Raw genomic sequence first — 18,854 nt, forward strand, 5'->3', positions numbered from 1 at the left:
GTGAGCGACGACCACCGGCGATATTGATCTGCGACCATAGAAGTTTGGCGCATGACTGCCAGAATTCCGGCGCGATCAGTCGAATTTTTCTGGAACCGTTTCTGCCGCCAGGCGTTGCTTTGGTATCACCGGTGCGGTGGAAACCTGGCGACGATCAGGACCGCGCCTTGATCGACAACGTCAAGGAAAGGCAGTTTGAGATGACCAAGAAACTTGTATCTTCCGTTGCGGCCGGTGCGCTTATCGCGAGTGTTGCGTTCGCGCCGATGACCTTCGCTCAGGACGCCACCCAGCCTAAGCCGGCCGAGCCGCAGACGATGGAAATTCAGCCGGCTCCGGGTGCCGAAGCACCTGCAGACCAGGCGCAGACGACACCGCCGGCAACCACCGAAGCACCTGCTGTCACGGCCCAGTCTGACGGAACGTACCTGACCGAACAGGCCAGTGACCAGATCGCGACCAGCACCTATGTCGGCCAGACCGTCTATAATGCCGGCGACGAAAATGTCGGTGAGATTAACGACCTGATCATCAAGAAGGATGGCGGCGTTGTAGCTGCTGTGATCGGTGTCGGCGGCTTCCTGGGCCTCGGTGAGAAGAACGTTGCGGTCCCGTTCGATCGCATTCAGATCTCCGAACAGGCCAATACGGATGCCTTGAAGCTGACGACGACGGAAACCGCCGAAACCTTGAAGGCGGCTCCCGAGTTCAAGACCAAGGCGCAGCAGGTCGCCGAACAGCTCGCCAACCAGCCGGTTGACACGTCGACGACCTCCTCGACCACCGGAACGGCACCGGCTACCCCGATGCAGCCGGCACCGGCTGAGGGTACCCAGCAGTAAGCTGGATCGTTAGACGACCAGAAGATGGAGCGGCGGTGCTTTCACCGCCGCTCGTTTTGTTCAGAAAAGCACGCCGTAGCGCAGCGCATCATAGATGCCGGCATGGATGTTGCGGCTGGCGACGGCATCGCCGATGCGGAACATGTCGAAGCCGGCGCCCGGGTTGCGCAGTGGGATCGGGTTTTCGCCGCGAAGCAGCGCCTTGTAGTCGACGGCGCCCAGATTGCGAGAAATCGGCTTCAATTCGCGGTAGAGATCGTCCATCGGCACGGTGCCGTGCTCGACCACCACCTGCGCCACCCGGCGTTCGCTCGATGCCGTGTCAGAAAAATCGGAACCGAGCGTCGCCACCAGCCCATTGCCTTCCCGCCGAACCGACCGGAGGCGGGTGTTGATCGTCACACGCACATTGTGATCTGCAAACGCCCTGGCGTAAGGCACATGGTTCATGCCGCCGACTTCGGGCGCGAACATGCGCTCGGGCGAGATGATCTCGAGCTCGACGCCAGCGCGCGCAATCAATTCGGCCGCAGTCATGCCGCTATGGGCGCCGTTGTCGTCATAGAGCAGCACGGGTCCCTCCGGCTTCACCGCACCGGCGATGATATCCCAGCTTGAGACAACCAGTTCGTCCCCCGCCTCCAGAGCCGGGTTTTGGGCGATGCCGCCGGTAGCAACGACGACAAGATCGGGCGACCGCTCCAGAACATCGTCGACGCCGGCAAAGACGTTGTAGTGGATCGGCACGCCAAGCCTCTCCAGCTCCGACAGCCGCCAGTCGACGATGCCGATCAGTTCCTTGCGCCGCGGATTGCGCTGGGCAAGCAGAATCTGCCCGCCCGCCTCGCCGGTAGCCTCGATGATCTCGACCACATGGCCGCGCTCGGCAAGCACACGCGCCGCCTCAAGGCCGGCCGGACCGGCACCGACGACGACGGCCTTTCGCTTCGGCCCTTCGCTTCTGGAGATGACGTGTGGCACGATCGCCTCGCGCCCAGTCGCCGCATTGTGAATGCAGAGTGCGCCGCCACCCTCGTAGATACGATCGAGACAGTAGGTCGCGCCGACGCAGGGGCGTATCTGGGCTTCCCGGCCCTCTTCGATTTTCCGGACGATATGCGGGTCGGCGATATGGGCACGGGTCATGCCGACCATGTCGAGTTTGCCCTCGGCTATCGCGTGGCGTGCGGTGGCGACATCGGCGATGCGGGCCGCATGGAAAACCGGAAATTTGGTCGCCGCCCTGATTTCGCCGGCAAAATCGAGATGCGGCGAGGCGGCCATGCCCTGGATCGGGATGACCTTGGTCAACGGCGCATCATGGTCGATGTGTCCGCGGATGATGTTGAGGAAATCGACCTTGCCGGAGTTTGCCAGGCGGCGGGCGATCTCGATGCCTTCTTCCTTCGAAAGCCCCTTCTCCCAATCCTCGTCTGCCACCATGCGCATGCCGACGATGAAATCCGGCCCGACGGACTTGCGGATGGCGTCGAGCACCATGTGGGTAAAGCGCAGGCGGTTGTCGAGCGAGCCGCCGAAGTCGTCGTCGCGCTGGTTGGTGGCAGGCGACCAGAAGCCGTCCATCAGATGGCCGTAGGCCTCAAGCTCTATACCATCAAGGCCGGCGGCCTGCATGCGGGCGGCGGCTGTCGCATAGTCGCCGACGATGCGCTCGATATCCCAGTCTTCGATCTCCTTTGGAAACGACCGATGCGCGGCCTCGCGCACCGGCGAGGCTGAGAGAACCGGCAGCCAGTCGCCCTTGTTCCAGCCGGTGCGGCGGCCGAGATGGGTGAGCTGGATCATCACCGCGGTGTCGTGCTCATGACAGTCGTCGGCGATCTTCTTCAGCCAGGGCACGATCTCGTCGGAATAGGCGTGGAGATTGCCGAAGGCAGGCGGAGAATCCTCCGAAACGATGGCGGAACCCGCCGTCATGGTCAGCGCCATGCCGCCCTTGGCCTTCTCAAGATGATAGAGGCGGTAGCGATCCTTCGGCATGCCGTCTTCGGAATAGGCCGGCTCATGGGACGTCGACATGATCCGGTTCTTGAGCGTCAGATGCTTGAGGCGGTAAGGCTGGAGCAGTGGGTCTTTCGGCAGCGTCATTTCTGTTCCCTTGAGCACCGCCTGTCCGCTGAGCTGGACCGGTGGCACGGCATCATTCTTGTTATGCGCATTCTCAAAGAAGGCTCGGCGTCGGCTCAGTACCAGGCGTCCGCCATGCCGTTCTTGCGGCGAGAAACATAGTCCGTCAAAGCGTCGTCGATCACCACGTCCAGCGGCGGCGCTTCGTATTCGGCCAGCGTCTTCTTCCAACTCCTGTTGGCGCGCGCCGCCATGTCGGTTCCGCCCTCCTCTGTCCATTTTTCAAAAGGCTCGTTGTCGGACAGGGCCGAATCCCAGAAGGCGGTCTGGTAATTGCGCATGGTGTGATCGCATCCGAGGAAATGGCTGCCTGGCCCAACCTGCAGAAAGGCGTCCATGGCCAGCGTGTTGTCATCGACGACAACGCCGGCGAGGTAGGAATGCAGCGCGCCGCAGAAATCCGTGTCCATGACGAACTTTTCGTAGGACATCGCGAGCAGCCCATCGACGAAGCCGGCCGAGTGCAGGATGAAATTGGCGCCGCAATGCACCGCCGACAGCATCGACATGACGCCCTCCTGCATCGCTTGCGCGTCTGGCAGCTTGGAATTGGAAAAATTGCCGGCGCAGCGCAGCGGCAGGCCGAGGCGCCGTGCCAGTTGGCCGATCACCATGCTGCCGATCGCCGGCTCCGGCGTGCCGAAGGTCGGCGACCCCGAACGCAGCGACATGGACGACAGGAAGTTGCCGAAGATAACAGGCGCGCCCTTGCGCTCCAGCTGGGTCAAGGCGCAGCCGGCCAGCGTCTCGGCATAGGATTGCGCGATCGCTCCGGCATTGGTGACCGGACCCATGGCGCCGCCGAGAATGAAGGGCACGATGACAGCCGCCTGGTTTGCCCGCGCATAGGCGCGCAATGACTTCGTCATCGTTCCGTCCCAGACGAGCGGTGAATTGACGTTGACGTTGCCAAGAATGACGCAGTTGGCGTCGACGAAATCGTGCCCGAAGACAATGCGCGCCATCTCGATCGAGTCTTCGGCGCGATCCTCGGCGGTGATCGAGCCCATGAAGGCTCGGTCGGAATATTTGATGTGGCAATAGACCATGTCGAGATGGCGCTTGTTCACCGGAACATCGACCGGCTCACAGATGGTGCCGCCGGAATGGTGCAGCCAGGGGCTCGACTGCGCCAGCTTTATCAGATTGCGGAAGTCTTCGATCGTGCCGTAACGCCGGCCGTTGTCGAGATCGGTGACGAAAGGAGAGCCGTAGGCTGGCGAGAACACGACATTGTTGCCGCCGATTTCGACGCTGCGGACGGGGTTGCGGGCATGCTGGGTAAACTGGCGCGGCGCCGAGCGCACGATCTCCTTCAGCATGCCGGGCTCGAACGTCACCCGCACGCCGTCCAGCTTGGCGCCAGCGCGTTTCCAATGATCAAGGGATGCCGGGTCATCGCGAAACTCGATGCCGACTTCGGCAAGAATACGGTCGGCGACCTTCTCGATTCGGAGCAGGTTTTCTTCGCTCAGGATATCGTAGGTCGGAATATTGCGGACGATGTAGGGGACGCCAAGGCTCTTGGCGCTGACACCGCCGCGTTGCGGCCTTGATCCTCGTGTCCGTCTCGGTGCTTCGCCCGCTTCCACAGCCACCATTTCCATCGCCGTCCTCCCATCATTTGAGGTGATGGTATTGACGAAAAATCACGTTGTAACGCTGGAAAAAATTGAGCCATGCGATAAGCCTAAGTTATGGAAAATCTACGCCGCCTGCTCCCGTCTGCAACCAGCCTCATCGTGTTCGAGGCTGCCGGCCGTCATCAGAATTTCACCCGAGCCGCCAACGAGCTCGGCATGACGCAGGCGGCCGTCTCCTACGCCATTCGCGGGCTGGAAGAGCAGCTGGGTGTACCGCTCTTCCACCGCGTGCATCGCGCCGTCGAATTGACGGAGGCTGGTGAGAAATTCCACGCCGACGTATCCGTCGGTCTGTCACGGATCCAGAAGTCGGCGGAAGACATTCGCTCCAAGGGGCGCGAGACTAATGTGACGCTTGCGGCATCGACCGCTTTTGCCTCGATGTGGATGCTGCCGCGCCTCAACCGCATGCGCGAGGATCTGCCGGAGATCGATCTGAGGATCCAGACGAGCGTGCGCGATCTCGACCTCGACGAGGAGCCGATCCCGCTCGGCATCCGCGGCGGCGATCCGAGCCATTGGCCGCGCTACCATGCAGCACTTCTGGCCGAGGAAGTCGTCAATGCGGTGGCGACGCCCGCCTATATCGAGCAGCATGGACTGCCAAGCAAACCTGCCGATTTGCTGCGCCACAACCTCATTCATCTGGAAGAACCGGTCCGGCGCGCCTGCGACTGGACCGAATGGTTCGCCAGCGCCGGCCTTCCCTACCCGCCTCAGGCGCGTCGTCTCGCCATCAACGACTATGTCCTGGTGATCCAGGCGGTGCTATCAGGCGAAGGGGTGGCGCTTGGCTGGGAGCACCTGACCGATCCGCAGGTTCGCTCCGGTGCACTGGTGCCGGTCTGCGGTCACGTGCTGAAGACCGGACTGGCGTTTTACGTCGTCTGGCCGCGCTCACGCGAGCTGAACAGTCAGGCGCGACGGGTCAGGGATTGGCTGCTGGCGGAAGGTACGCGAAACCGGGCCGAGAGCGCCAAGGACTGAAACCCACTATTGCGGCAGGGTCTAAAGCTGAGCTGCAACGCCGCGATAGCGGTCCGAGAGGTAGCGCATCGTCGCGACAGCGTCGGCCGGCTTGCCGTAGAAGTAGCCCTGGCCCATGCCGCAGCCGAGCGCCTTCAGCTTCAACGCTTCGGAAAAATCCTCGATGCCTTCGGCGACGACCTCAAGTTCCAGGCCTTCGCACATCGACACGATCGCCTTGATGATATGCTCGGAGGCCCGGTCGGCGGAAATCCGCGACACGAAGGCACGGTCGATCTTGACCTTGTCGAAGGAGAAGTCGCGAAGGCGCCCAAGGCTCGACTGACCCGTGCCGAAATCGTCGAGCGAGACGCGCACGCCGGCTGCCCGAAGCTCAGTCACGATCTTCTGGGCAGTCTCCGCGTCAGCCATGACGGCCGTCTCGGTGATCTCCAGTTCCAACCGTCGCGGGTCGAGACCGATCTGGTTGATGATCGTCAGGAGACGCGTGCTGGTCGCCGGGTCCATCAACTGTGCCGACGACAGGTTGAACGACAGGAACAGCTCCTTCGGCCAGGCGAGTGCCGCATGGGCGGCCTTGCGCAACAGCGTCTCGGCCAGCGATTCGATGAAGCCGCGCTCTTCTGCCAAAGGTACGAACACGGCTGGAGAGACATAGCCGAGGTCGGCGTCGCACCATCTGGCCAGGGCTTCGAAACCGACGACCGCGTCGTTGCGCAGATCGACGATCGGCTGGAAGTGCACGTCGACCTCGTTGGCGATGATCGCGTTGCGCAGCGCCTGTTCGAGCTGCGTCGCGCGCTTCATCTCTTGGGCGATTTCCTGGGAATAGACGGTGATCTGGCCGCGGCCGCGGCGCTTGGAACGATAAAGCGCCGTATCGGCGCTCTTCAGCAGGTCTTCAAAGACCTCGCCGGCAAAAGGATAGACGGCAAAGCCGAACGAAGCGGAAAGGCGGACGTTGCGATCGCCGAGATCGAAGGGCGCCGACAGCACCTCTTTCAACATCTGCCCGACTTTCTCCGCACCCTTGCGCTCGAAGACGAGCGGCAGGACGAAAGCGAATTCGTCGTTCTCGGAGCGAATGATTGTCGCGCCTTCAGGTGCACAGGCTTGCAGCCGATGGGCAACCTGGCAGAGGATCTCGTCGCCGGCTCGCGGGCCGAACAGATCGTTGATCGGTTTGAACCCATCGATATTGGCAAGACCGATGGTAAAGGGAGCGGGATCGCTGGCGCGCTCTTCAGCCAGATCGCAAACGGTCTTGCGGAGTTGGCGCGCGTTGCCGAGCCCGGTCAACAGATCGACCGAGCCGCCGATAGCCGGAGCCTCCCTGCCGATGCGATGATAGGGAGTTTCGCCCGACATCATCGGCCAAGCCCCTGGATCTCAAAAGAACCCGCCCGTCCGTGCCGGTCGGCCGACAAGGCAAGCCGGTCCGCGAAGCGGCGGTGCGCTTCCGGCGAAGTTCCGACGTTGACGGCTGTGGGGCTGCGATGCATTCCGGAGGGGCTCTACACTTTTTGGCAATACGGTGCAGAAGATCGCAATCGGGGGTTAACAATCCGATATCGCCTCGCTCCAAGATCTGCCATCGACATCCCCAATTCTAGCGAGTTGACACGAATTCCGTTCAACCTGCCGTTCGCATGGCCATTACCGGCATGAATTTTCGCAGCACGGCCTCGATCATGTCGGGGCTAACCGGCTTCATGATGTGATCATCCATGCCCGACCTCTTGCACTGCTCCAGATCGATATCGAGGGCCTGAGCGGTCACGGCGATGATTGGCGTTCTGTCGTTTCTCGCCTTTTCCGCTGTTCGAATGGCAACGGTCGCATCGAAGCCGTTCATGACAGGCATGGACACATCCATGAGGACCAGTGCCGGCTGAAGCTCATGCCAGAGTTCGACGGCCTCGCGACCGTTGGCAGCAATGCGATGGGAGACGCCGAGCCCTTCCAGGATCTGCGTGAAGACGAACTGGTTGATCTGGTTGTCTTCGGCAACGAGGACGTCGACCTGTGAAACCGGCACGGACGCTGTGCCCTCGTCCTCAAACGAGATCGACCAGTCCGATTGTAGGAGCGGCGAGGCCTGCGGGCGCTCGGCACAAACACGGAAAACCTCGGTCAGAACAGCGGCAGCATCCTGATCGGATTCGACGGTAACGACCGGGCAATTGCGCCAGGCCCCCGGAATATGCTGCCCATCCGGAAAAGCACCATCCAGCAGCAGAATGTCGAGCTTCACGCCGGCGCTTTCGGCGGCCATGCCGAAGGCGGTCAACTCATCGAGGTTGCGCACCGCACAGGCTTCAAGGCCCGAGCCGCGCAGACGCGCAACCAGCCGATCTTCCGTCAGCCGATCGGCAGAGGCAAGCAGAACGCGCAAACCGCGCGCCGGAAGGGTCTCGATCATCGAGCCCGCCTCGACCAGTTGCTGTACGTTCAGCGCGCGGAACGGATCGTAGAAATTCTGGGCCGGCGCAAAAATGCTGTAGTCGTTGATCTGGAGACCGCCGGAGGGAGCGGAACCATCCTCGGAGCCATTGTACCAGCCGGCGATATCCGTCACGTCGCTCATGCAGGTCACGACGAAATGGCGGCCTGGCATGCCAACGCGATACTTGCGGGTGAGAACCCAGAGGTCGCTGCCATCAGCGCGGACAATATGTTCCGCTTCCGAATGCGGCTTGCCGGTTTCAAGCACGCGCCGATCGGAGTGCTCGAAACGTTCGGCAAGTTCGCTGTCGACCAGATCCCAGGCCGAACGACCGAGGATCGCGTCCTGCGAGAGATCGTGAATTAGGCAGAACGCCTTGTTGACCGCGATGTAGTTGAGGTTGCGATCCTTGACGCAGATCGGATTGGGCTGGACATCCAGGATCTCTTCGGTCAGTTCGACCCGCTCGAGGTCCGTCTGCAACTGCTCGTCACGCTTCCTCTGGTCGGAGACATCGGTGATCGAAAGGATGCCGATACCGTTGGAAAGACGACGCTTGCGCATGGAAACCCAGCGCGTGCGGCCGGCGCGCTCGACATTCTCGTAGCGCTCGCGCCAGTGCAGCGCCATATGCTCGGCAATCCAGTCTTCGCGGTTCGTCCGACGACGGCTGTTTTCGGGAACTGTGCCGGGGCGAACTCCGGTGTCGTAGACGGCGCCGAGGAAATCGCGCAATCGCGTTCCCGGCAACAGCATCTCGGAGGGAACGGGGAAGTACTGCAGCATGGTGCGGCTGGCAAAGAGGATGGTGTCGTCCCGGCCGCAGACAACCATCGCTGAGCCGAGCGCATCGCAGCTCGACTCAAGAATGATCCTGTTGATGTCCGCGCCGTTCGGCGCCCCATCGTTCATTGCGCTGTCCTCACTCGCCCCCTGCGGCGGTTTCATTTCGGGACATGCTGGGATGGCCTTGGAAGGCGTCTCTTCGAGCGGGGGTGACACGACGTCCAGCAACGCCGCGGTGCTCCAAAGACAAAACCCGTGATCATTCAGGTTGTTGTGGAAAATCGCAGCAGAATATTAAGGGGCAATTAAATCTCCGTCTCATTTTTTGGTGCACCAATGGGTTGCACAACCAAAGCCCAATAATAGAAGGCACGAGGCGGGGACAGAGCTGTATTTCCACTTCCGTTCCGTCGCCGAATCCGGGAAAATAGAGCATGGCCATCAAGCAGCTCTCCGAGACCCTCATCAATCAGATCGCCGCCGGCGAAGTCATCGAACGCCCGGCCAGTGCCGCCAAGGAACTGATCGAAAACGCGCTCGATGCCGGTGCGACCCGGATCGAAATCGCCACCGCCGGTGGCGGCAAGACGTTGCTGCGCGTCACCGACAACGGCGCGGGCATGCAGCCGGCCGATCTGGAGCTGGCGGTCAGGCGGCACTGCACGTCGAAGCTCGACGACAACCTGTTCGATATCCGCACACTCGGCTTTCGCGGCGAGGCTCTGCCGTCGATCGGATCGGTCTCCCGGCTTTCGATCACCACTCGAACGGCAGGCGCTAGCGAGGGTGCCGTCATTTCCATTGCCGGCGGCAGGACGGACCCCGTCCGCCCGTCGCCCGCCAATACCGGCACGGTCGTCGAAGTCCGCGACCTGTTCTTTGCGACCCCCGCCCGGCTCAAATTCATGAAGTCGGAAAAGGCCGAGGCCTCGGCGATCTCGGATGTGGTGCGTCGCATGGCGATCGCCTTTCCGAAGGTGCGTTTCGTGCTGTCGGGATCTGACCGGACGACGCTGGAGTTTCCGGCGACGGGCGACGACCGGCTCGCCCGCATGGCGCAGGTGCTCGGCAAGGATTTCCGCGACAACGCCATCGAGATCGATGCCGAGCGCGAGGACATTCAGCTGACCGGCTTTGCCGGGGTGCCGACCTACAACCGCGGCAACTCGCTGCAGCAATATGTTTTCGTCAACGGCCGTCCGGTTCAGGACAAGCAACTGCTTTCCGCCATTCGGGCAGCCTATTCCGAAACGATCCCGCATGGCCGCTATCCCGTGGCGGTGCTGTCGATCGCGCTCGACCCGGCACTCGTCGACGTCAACGTGCATCCGGCGAAATCGGATGTTCGCTTCCGCGATCCGGGCCTCATCCGCGGGTTGATCATCGGTGCCATCCGCGAGGCCCTGGCCCGCGAGGGTGACCGGGCATCGACGACCGGAGCGAGCGGAATGATGCAGGCGTTCCGCGCCGAGCAGTTCCGGCCGCGTCAGCCCTGGAGCGCGGAAACCTCGCCCTACCGGCCGACGCATTTCGAGACCATCGTGCGCGGCCTGTCCGAGACGCCGCAGGCAAGCTTTTCTGCCTTCTCCGCACCCTCGGCCCGCACGGCGTCGCCTTTGGCAGAGCCTGACCGGACCGTTGCGGACGCGCTGGCGCCGCAATCGTTTCCACTCGGCGCCGTGCGCGCCCAGCTTCACGAAAACTATATCGTCGCGCAGACGCAGGACGGCCTTGTCATCGTCGACCAGCACGCCGCCCACGAACGTCTCGTCTTCGAAACCATGCGAACGGCGCTGCATTCGAAGCCTGTCGCCGCCCAGGCGCTGCTGATCCCGGAAATCGTCGATCTTTCCGAAGACGATTGCGACCGGCTGATGACGCATGCGGAAGAACTGGGTCGCCTCGGCCTCGGCATCGAGCGCTTCGGACCTGGCGCCATCGCAGTGCGGGAAACGCCGGCCATGCTGGGCGAGATGGATGCCGCCGGCCTCGTGCGCCAGCTCGCCGACGAGATTGCCGAATGGGACACGGCCAACGGGCTCGCCAGCCGGCTTGAATATCTCGCCGCGACCATGGCCTGCCATGGATCCGTCCGCTCCGGCCGCCGCATGCGGACTGAGGAAATGAACGCACTGTTGCGCCAGATGGAAGCAACGCCGGGCTCTGGCCAATGCAATCACGGCCGGCCGACCTATATCGAGCTGAAGCTCTCCGACATCGAGCGACTGTTCGGCAGGAGCTGATGCCGGGAGCGGTCCGGCGCGGCGAAATGCACTGGCATTTTACCGGGCGTCGGGCTAGATCAGACAGCAGACCACGAAGACGGAACAGGCCCAGAAAATGATGAACCGGTTTGAAGGAAGCGCCTCGCGCGAAGCGAAGGTCCGTTATCTCGACGGCGACTTTCAGATCGTCCTTGCTGGCTCGCATGTCATCTGCGCGATGACGGGCAAGACCATTCCCGTGGACGAACTGCGCTACTGGAGCGTTGCCCGTCAGCAGCCCTATGTCGACGCGGAAGCCTCGCTCGAAGCGGAAAAGCGCGCAGGCGCCCTGCCGAACCAGCGCCGCTAACGTTTTCCGTCAGGAGGGCCTTCCCATGGCTCCGCTGGCGACAAAAACGCTCTAACGGCCAAATCCAGCCTTACTTCTGTTCCGCTTCCCGCAGCTTGCGGGTGCGCGCGGCCGACAGCGCGGTTGTCACGATCTTTGCCGGTGCCGACGGATCGTCGAAGTGCACGTCGATTTCGATCACCCGGCTTGCCCGAGCCAGTTCCGCTGCCCGGCCGTGGCCGGGCTCCAGGCGAACCATGTCCTTGGCCGTGGTCACGAGCGTGCAGCCGAGTGCTGCGGCCCGGTCGAGAAGGTCCGATATCTCGTCCTCTGAGAAATGATGATGGTCGGGGAAGCTGCGGGTTTCCTCGATGACGGCGCCGGTTTCCCGTACGGTGCGATAGAATTTTTCCGGGTCGGCGATACCGGCCCAGGCCAACACTCTCACGCCGTTCAGCGAGCCGTCGTCGAGCCGCACGACCTCCGCCTGGTAGACCTGCTTGCCGGCCCGGGCGGCGCGACGGATCAAGGCATCCGCCTCGGCGCCGTTGCCGATCTTCAACAGCGCGGTCGCATGGCGCAACTGATTGGAAATCGGCGCGCGCACCGGGCCTGACGGCACGAGGTAACCGTTGCCGATGCCGCGGCGGGAATCGATGACGAGCAGCGCAAAATCGAAGGCCAGCCGCGCGCTCTGGAAACCATCGTCCATGATGATGATATCGACGCCTTCGGCCACCAGCCGGCGGGCACCATCGACGCGGCGACGGCACACAACCGTCAGCGCCTCGCGCGCCAGCAACAACGGCTCGTCGCCAACATCGCGTGCCCTGTGGTGTTCAGGCTCGACGATCGTCGTCACATCAAGCGAACCGCCATAGCCGCGGCTGAGGAAACCCGGCTTCAGGCCTTTGGCCCTGACGGCGCGCGCAAGCGCGATCGCCGTCGGCGTCTTGCCGGCGCCGCCGACCGTGAAATTGCCGATGCAGATGATCGGGACCGGAACGGACGCTCGGCGAGCGCGGTCCATGCGCAGGCCGGCGATACGTCCATAGATCCAGGAAAACGGCCACAAAGCCCGCGCACGCCAATCCGCCTTTGTCCACCAGAACGGCGGCGCTTCCGATACCATCTTTGTTTCCGTGGCCCCGTCTGGTCCTTCCGGGAAGGACGATGCACATCTTGGCTGCCGCTGGCCAAAACCGGCGACGGCGTAACTGCCGACAAAAAACGTCAGAACGCGGAAAAAGGCAAGCGGCACAAGACAATGCCTGTTGCGTCAGACTTGTCGTCTAGCTGAGGTCCCGGCTTTCCACAGCAAGGCCGGCTGCTTTCCAATCCGGGAACCCGCTCTCAAGCCGGCGGACGGTAAAGCCGTTGCCTTGCAGAACCCTCACCGCGTCAAACGACAAGGCGCAGTAAGGCCCGCGGCAATAGGCGACGATCTCGCCTCCTTCAGGCAGTTCGGCAAGGCGTCGTTCGAGTTCCGCAATCGGAATATTGATCGCACCGGGAAGATGACCCGACAAAAATTCGTCCTGCGGCCGCACATCCAGCAGCGTGACGTCCCCTCCCCGCATCCGCAGCAGCAACTCTTCGCGCGAAATCGCCTCGAGGCGGTCCGGTCGGTCGAGGCGATCGGCGACGAGTTCGCGGATCTGAGCGCGATTGTGCTCGGCATATTGACGCAGGGCCGAGAGCAGGCCGATCACCGGGCCGGCACCCAGCCGATAAAGCACGCGCTTGCCATCCCGCCGGGTCTCGACAAAACCGGCGCGGCGCAACTGCTGCAGATGCTGCGACGCGTTGGCGATGCTCAGGCCGGCGAGCTCAGCAAGACGCTCCACCGAGCGCTCGCCCTGGGCGATATGCTCGAGCAGGAGCAGGCGCTGGGGGCTCGCAAGCGTGCGGGCAAGCTCGGCAAATTCCTCGAAGATATGGAGTTGAAGGTCGGTCATTGACAGAAGCCTAGCATTTCTCCATGACTCATTCAATTACTCAATTGAATGATGCTTTGACTTGTCAGATGACAGATCGAACGCCCGCATGTGCGCGATCTGTCGATGCAGCGGCCATGAAGATGATGTGAGAGGATACGAATATGGAAAAGGATCTGGTGTTGCAGGCCATCCTGATCGGGATCGGTGCGACTGCGGTCATGGATCTCTGGGCGGTGGCGGTGAAACGTTTGCTCGGCATACCTTCCCTGGACTACGGCATGGTGGGCCGCTGGATCGGACATTTTCCGCAGGGCCGCTTCCTGCACCAGCGTATCGCAGCAGCGGCACCCGTCCGTAGCGAGCGGCTGATCGGCTGGACTGCACATTATGCGATCGGCGTAGTCTTCGCCGGACTTCTGTTGCTGATCTGGGGGACTGACTGGGCGGAGCGGCCGACGCTTGTCCCGGCACTCATTGTCGGCCTCGCGACCGTGGTCGCACCGTTCTTCCTGATGCAGCCGGGTATGGGCGCGGGCATCGCGGCCTCGAAAACGCCGAGCCCCAACATTGCCCGCCTGCGCAGCCTGCTCGCACATGCGGCATTCGGCTTCGGGCTCTATCTCTCGGCGTTGGCTTTATCGGTCCTCTGGCGATCATAGGACCATGCTTGAAACTCGTGAGAGCGGCAACGAAGGAAATACAGCTCGGCAAAACCTAGAGAACGGCTTCAAGCTCGGTGATATCAGCCAGGCAATGGTCAGAGGCATCGGCGAGCGATTGGCGCGAGCCGGTGCCCGTCAGCACTGCGACGGTCATGCCGACGCCGGCGTTGCGGCCCATGTGCATGTCGTGATTGTTGTCGCCGACGACCACGACCTGCTGCGGATCAAGCCCCGTCGCGGCACAGAAGCCGAGCACCATGCCGGGCTCGGGCTTGACACCGTAGCCGCTGTCGTAGCCGGCGACGTAATGCAGATAGCCGTCGAAACCAAAGCGTCTGGCGGTTTCGCGGATCGAGCGCTCGTTGTCGCTGGATGCGACACCCAGGCGATAGCCCTTGGCATGCAGACCGGCGAAGAACGACCCGAGGTCGGTGACCGGTACCGCGTACTCGGCAGAACGGGCAAACAACCCGTCAAGCAGCGTCGTCAACGCTTCCACGGTAAACGGCGCACCGGCGGTGACGAACCCGGTCGAGATCTCGACGGTGTTGCCGGCGGCAAGCAGGCTGTCGGGCAACACATGGCCGGTGTCCGGATCCATGCCGCCGGCCTTGAGCAGGGTGCGGGCCAGGCCCTCGTCGCCCTTGGCTGCGATCTTCGCCAGTTCGTAGTTCACCGGCACCCAGCTCTTGGCGTAGTCGAGCAGCGTTCCGTCCTTGTCGAACAGGATACCGGCGATGGCTGTCGGTGCGCTCATGGTGATCTTGCGTCTCCCGGTGTGGTCAGATGTCGTTGCGCGGTTCGAGCCGCGCCTTGACGACGAGCGGATTGATATAGGGCTCGAGCCCCTTCATCGTCGCCGACAGCGCTCCGCGCATCTCTTGCACGGTTTCGAGGCCGGCATCGATCATCGAACGACGCATGTCGTCGTTGGCGAGCAGGTAGTTGACGCCCTTTGCCAGCATCTCGGTATCGCGGACGATCTTGGCGCTGCCGTTCTTGGCGAGCATCTGGTAGGTCTCGCGGAAATTCTGGACGTTGCCACCCGAAAGAACGGCGCAGCCGAGCATTGCCGGCTCCAGCGGATTCTGCCCGCCTTCGGCAAACAGCGAGCGTCCGACAAAGGCCACCTCGGTCAGGCGCAGATAGAGCCCCATCTCGCCGATCGTGTCGCCAAGGAAAATATCGACGTCTGATGTCAGCGGATCGCGACGGGTGCGACGCGCAACTTTCAGCCCCTTGGCCGTTAGCGCCGCCTCGATCGCATCGCTGCGCTCGGGGTGCCGCGGCACGACGATGGTCAACAGACCGGTGCGCTCCTTGAGGGCACGATGCACGACGCCGGCAGCATTTTCCTCGCCGTCGAAGGTCGAGATCGCCGCCCAGGTTTTGCGCGTGCCGATCTGCTGGCGATATTCCTTCAACGCCTGCGGGTCGTGCGGCGGCGCGTCGGTATCGACCTTCAGGTTACCCGATACCATTACCGGCAGAGCACCGAGCGTGCGAAACCGCTCGGCATCGACATCCGATTGGGCGATGACGAGCGCGAGGTTCTCAAACAGTGCATCGGCGAGCGCCGGCCGTTTCTTCCAGCGGGCGAATGTGCGGTCGGACAGGCGGCCGTTGACCAGAACCTGCGGGATATGGCGTCGCCCAAGTTCCAGGATGGTCATCGGCCAGATCTCGGATTCGGCGATGATGGCCAGATCCGGCTGCCAGTATTCGAGGAAACGATTGACCGCCGGCTTGAAATCGAGCGGCACGTATTGGTGAATGACCGCCTCGCCCAGACGCCCAGCCGCGACCCGCGCCGACGTCTTCGTGCCGGTCGTCAGCACGACATTGATACCGCGGCGATGGATTTCCTTGATCAGCGGGATGACCGCATTGGTCTCTCCGACGCTTGCAGCGTGGAACCAGACGAGCGGACCTTGCGGACGCGGCACGCTGGCATGGCCGTAACGCTCGCGGCGGCGCGCCGGGTCCTCCTTGCCCTTCGCAGCGCGCAGGGCAAGATAGGACCACACGAACGGATAGATCGCCGAACCAATCCAGCGATAGCTGGAGAGCGCCAGCCGGGCGCGAAAGCTGCTCATGGCCTCAATCCCCAGCCCAATGGAAAGCTCGGGCGAAGGTCAGACGCAGCGCGCGCGCGGGAACGCGCCACGCATGCCCAAGGCATCGGCATCAATCGTTTTCCGGATCGAGCAGGCGATGCATGTGAACGATGAAATAACGCATATGGGCGTTGTCGACGGTCATATGGGCCTTCGACTTCCAGGCAATGTGGGCGCTTTCGTAGTCAGGATAAATGCCGACGATATCGAGCTTGTCCAGGTCACGGAAATGAACATCGGTGAGTGTGGTCAGTTCACCACCAAAGACCAAATGCAGACGTTGTTTCTTCTCGGAGTCGTGAGCCATTGGAGTTCCATTTTTTTTAGGGTATGGGCGTTGGTTTGCGGCATTCGGCCAGAAAGGTCAATGGCCCTCAAGGGTCCTTGAGGCAGCAAGCAATCCCGGCAACGTCGCCTTCGACGCCGCGCAAAGAAGCCCATGAACGACATTGGGGCGATTGTAGGACAGGGCCCGAGATTCAAGCGTATTGAGCGCCCCGCCCGCCCTTTCGAGGATGAGGTCGGCGGCGGCGAGATCCCAGTCATGTGAGTTCTTCTTGACCACCGTGCCGTCGATCCGCCCGTCCGCAACCATTGCCAGCCTGTAGGCGAGCGAAGGCACATGCGGTACCCGCACGATGCCGTTGCGATAGGACGGTGCTAGGGCCGAGACGACGTCTTCGGCGACCGCCACATGCAGCGCTTCGCCATCGTGGACGTCGCGCACGCGAATGCCCGCACCGTTCTTCAGCGCCGGACCATCCACGGTTGCCTGAAACAGCTCGTCGAGCGCCGGCGCATAGAGCACACCGGCAACCGGCAGGCCACGGTGGACGACAGCGACGCTGACGCACCAGAGATCCTTGCCGGCGATGAAGGCGCGGGTACCGTCGATCGGGTCGATGACGAAGACCGTTTCGCGGGTGAGACGGCTCTCATCGTCGTCCGTCTCTTCCGACAGCCAGCCGTAGTGCGGCCGGGCGCCCAGCAGGCGGTCCCTAAGGATGTCGTTGGCGGCGATATCGGCCTCGCTGACCGGCGAACGCCCCTCGTTTTTCCAGCGCACATCGGGCTCGTTCCGAAAGTAAGTCAAAGCCGTTTCGCCGGCGGCGATCGCGGCGGAAAGGATCAGATCCAGATCCTCCTTCCACGTCGCGATCGATGGTGCTTTGTCTGACATTCAAATCCTTATGCGTCGGCATACGGCCGAACGTTTTTGTCATGGCATCGACGTCAGCAGCTCAGAGGCCGGCGAGCGTCATGCCTTCGATGGCGAGTGTCGGTGCGGCAACGCCGAACTTCCTGTCGATGTCGTCGGCCGGCGTGATCGCCATGAACATCTGCTTGAGGTTGGACGCGATCGTGACCTCGGACACGGCAAAAGTCAGCTCACCGTTCTCGATCCAGAAGCCTGAGGCGCCGCGGCTATATTCGCCGGTCACCATATTGACGCCCTGGCCGATCAGCTCGGTCACGTAGAAGCCGGTTCCGACACTGCGGATCAGGTCTTCGCGTGAAACCGAACCCGGTTCGAGCGCCAGGTTGGTGGAAGCCGGATTGACCGTCGGGCCGCCGCGCACGCCGCGGCCGTTGGTCTCAAGACCGAGTTCGCGCGCCGCGGAGGTCGACAGAAACCAATGGTTCAGCACGCCATCCTCGACCATCGTCAGCTTGGAGCCGCTGACGCCTTCGCCGTCGAACGGACGCGAAGAGGAGCCACGGACGATCAAGGGGTCGTCCGTCACCGACAGGCCGGCCTTCATGACCTGCTTGCCCATCATATCGCGCAGGAAACTGGTCTTGCGCGCGACGGATGCGCCGTTGATGGCGCCGGCGATATGCCCGACGAAGCCGCGCGCCATGCGCGGATCGAAAACAACAGTGACATTCCTGGCAGTCGGCACCTGGCGGGGGTTGATCCGCGCGACGGCACGCTCGCCCGCAAGCCGGCCGATTTCTTCGGCAGCACGCAATTCGTCGAAGTAGATGCGGCTGTCGTAGTCGTAGTCGCGCTCCATCTTCGTGCCTTCGCCGGCAATCGCGCTCACCGAACGGCCGAAGCGGGTCGCCATGTAGGAGCCGGAGAAACCATGCGAGGTCACGAGCACGAGCCCGCCCATGCCGGCGGAGGCACCTGCGCCGCTGGAGTTGGTGACACCAGACACCGCAAGGGCAGCCTCTTCCGCGGCGAGTGCCGCCTCGGTCAGGGCGTCCGTCGAAACTTCGCGATCGTCGAAAAGCTCGAGATCCGGGTAGCATTTCGCCAGCCGGTCCGGATCGGCAAGCGAAGCGAAGGGATCTTCGGGCGATGCCTTGGCCATCGCCACGGCCCGCTCGGCGAGCACCTTCAGGTCGAACCCGGGATTGGCCGAAACGCTGGCGACGCGGTTGCCGACAAAGACGCGCAGCGAGAAGTCGTCGCTTTCGGATGCTTCGGTTGCTTCGACCTTGCCGAGGCGAACCGAGACGGAACGGGAGCGCCCGCGAACGACGACGGCGTCAGCGGCGTCGGCACCTGCCTTGCGGGCAAGATCCACCAGTTCGGCGGCGCGTTTTTCGAGGGAGGCGGAATCGATCGTTTCTGACATGATGTGGCCTTTCATTCCTGCCCCATTTATTGTGCACTGAAGCATGCATCAAGGGCATTGGCATGATTCCCGCCCATACACTGCCCCATACACTGCAATGACACTCCCGCCGAAACCTCTGCCTGCCTGGGCAGGACGAGGC

The 18,854-nt window shown here is 62.6% G+C and carries 16 protein-coding genes; 5 read left to right on the top strand and 11 right to left on the bottom strand.

Going from position 1 to position 18,854, the window contains the following annotated elements:
• Positions 1 to 200 precede the first annotated feature (200 nt).
• A complete protein-coding gene (locus ASD03_RS03055; protein WP_025426083.1) occupies positions 201 to 842 on the top strand; it encodes a PRC-barrel domain-containing protein in 642 nt (213 codons plus the stop codon).
• A 60-nt stretch (positions 843 to 902) separates the two neighbouring features.
• Here ASD03_RS03055 and ASD03_RS03060 read toward each other — a convergent pair whose 3' ends face one another.
• On the bottom strand, positions 903 to 2,951 hold the full coding sequence (locus ASD03_RS03060; RefSeq protein ID WP_025426082.1) for an NADH:flavin oxidoreductase: 2,049 nt from the start codon (positions 2,949 to 2,951) through the stop codon (positions 903 to 905).
• Between the two features lie 95 nt (positions 2,952 to 3,046).
• Positions 3,047 to 4,597, bottom strand: coding sequence for a trimethylamine methyltransferase family protein (locus tag ASD03_RS03065; protein ID WP_025426081.1), 1,551 nt, complete (start codon positions 4,595 to 4,597; stop codon positions 3,047 to 3,049).
• A 90-nt stretch (positions 4,598 to 4,687) separates the two neighbouring features.
• Here ASD03_RS03065 and ASD03_RS03070 point away from each other — a divergent pair, with 90 nt between their 5' ends.
• The gene (locus ASD03_RS03070) at positions 4,688 to 5,620 is read left to right on the top strand and encodes a LysR substrate-binding domain-containing protein (protein WP_025426080.1); all 933 of its coding nucleotides are present in this window, start codon (positions 4,688 to 4,690) and stop codon (positions 5,618 to 5,620) included.
• A 21-nt stretch (positions 5,621 to 5,641) separates the two neighbouring features.
• On the opposite strand, the gene ASD03_RS03075 is transcribed toward ASD03_RS03070, so the two are convergent.
• Both ASD03_RS03075 and ASD03_RS03080 read right to left on the bottom strand, forming a co-directional pair.
• Complete coding sequence (locus tag ASD03_RS03075; RefSeq protein WP_225906253.1) at positions 5,642 to 6,988, bottom strand: EAL domain-containing protein; 1,347 nt, start codon at positions 6,986 to 6,988, stop codon at positions 5,642 to 5,644.
• 265 nt (positions 6,989 to 7,253) lie between these two features.
• Positions 7,254 to 8,978, bottom strand: coding sequence for a response regulator (locus ASD03_RS03080; RefSeq protein ID WP_025426078.1), 1,725 nt, complete (start codon positions 8,976 to 8,978; stop codon positions 7,254 to 7,256).
• Positions 8,979 to 9,286: 308 nt separating this feature from the next.
• Between ASD03_RS03080 and mutL the strand changes: the two genes are divergently transcribed.
• Complete coding sequence (gene mutL, locus ASD03_RS03085; RefSeq protein WP_025426077.1) at positions 9,287 to 11,095, top strand: DNA mismatch repair endonuclease MutL; 1,809 nt, start codon at positions 9,287 to 9,289, stop codon at positions 11,093 to 11,095.
• A gap of 97 nt (positions 11,096 to 11,192) precedes the next feature.
• Positions 11,193 to 11,426, top strand: a complete 234-nt coding sequence (locus ASD03_RS03090; RefSeq protein ID WP_025426076.1) for a DUF2093 domain-containing protein — start codon at positions 11,193 to 11,195, stop codon at positions 11,424 to 11,426.
• A gap of 70 nt (positions 11,427 to 11,496) precedes the next feature.
• On the opposite strand, the gene lpxK is transcribed toward ASD03_RS03090, so the two are convergent.
• Both lpxK and ASD03_RS03100 read right to left on the bottom strand, forming a co-directional pair.
• Positions 11,497 to 12,537 (bottom strand): tetraacyldisaccharide 4'-kinase, encoded by a 1,041-nt coding sequence (gene lpxK, locus ASD03_RS03095; protein ID WP_025426075.1) that lies wholly within the window; start codon positions 12,535 to 12,537, stop codon positions 11,497 to 11,499.
• Positions 12,538 to 12,697: 160 nt separating this feature from the next.
• The gene (locus tag ASD03_RS03100; RefSeq protein ID WP_038575925.1) at positions 12,698 to 13,363 is read right to left on the bottom strand and encodes a metalloregulator ArsR/SmtB family transcription factor; all 666 of its coding nucleotides are present in this window, start codon (positions 13,361 to 13,363) and stop codon (positions 12,698 to 12,700) included.
• A gap of 143 nt (positions 13,364 to 13,506) precedes the next feature.
• On the opposite strand from ASD03_RS03100, the gene ASD03_RS03105 reads away from it, so the two are divergent.
• Positions 13,507 to 14,004 carry a DUF2938 domain-containing protein gene (locus ASD03_RS03105; RefSeq protein ID WP_025426073.1) on the top strand — a complete coding sequence of 166 codons (498 nt, stop codon included), beginning with the start codon at positions 13,507 to 13,509 and terminating at the stop codon, positions 14,002 to 14,004.
• A gap of 55 nt (positions 14,005 to 14,059) precedes the next feature.
• Here ASD03_RS03105 and ASD03_RS03110 read toward each other — a convergent pair whose 3' ends face one another.
• From ASD03_RS03110 to ASD03_RS03130, 5 genes are all read right to left on the bottom strand, one after another.
• Entirely contained in the window at positions 14,060 to 14,764 is a 705-nt protein-coding gene (locus tag ASD03_RS03110) for an HAD family hydrolase (RefSeq protein ID WP_025426072.1), read from the bottom strand.
• A gap of 25 nt (positions 14,765 to 14,789) precedes the next feature.
• Entirely contained in the window at positions 14,790 to 16,103 is a 1,314-nt protein-coding gene (gene waaA / locus ASD03_RS03115; RefSeq protein WP_025426071.1) for a lipid IV(A) 3-deoxy-D-manno-octulosonic acid transferase, read from the bottom strand.
• Positions 16,104 to 16,194: 91 nt separating this feature from the next.
• Positions 16,195 to 16,431 (bottom strand): DUF4170 domain-containing protein, encoded by a 237-nt coding sequence (locus tag ASD03_RS03120; RefSeq protein WP_025426070.1) that lies wholly within the window; start codon positions 16,429 to 16,431, stop codon positions 16,195 to 16,197.
• A 57-nt stretch (positions 16,432 to 16,488) separates the two neighbouring features.
• Positions 16,489 to 17,304, bottom strand: a complete 816-nt coding sequence (locus ASD03_RS03125; RefSeq protein WP_025426069.1) for a 3'(2'),5'-bisphosphate nucleotidase CysQ — start codon at positions 17,302 to 17,304, stop codon at positions 16,489 to 16,491.
• Positions 17,305 to 17,365: 61 nt separating this feature from the next.
• A complete protein-coding gene (locus ASD03_RS03130; RefSeq protein WP_025426068.1) occupies positions 17,366 to 18,712 on the bottom strand; it encodes a TldD/PmbA family protein in 1,347 nt (448 codons plus the stop codon).
• Positions 18,713 to 18,854: the final 142 nt, after the last annotated feature.

The organism is Ensifer sp. Root127, from assembly GCF_001425225.1.
In the GTDB taxonomy this organism is placed as follows: Bacteria; Pseudomonadota; Alphaproteobacteria; order Rhizobiales; family Rhizobiaceae; genus Ensifer; species Ensifer canadensis.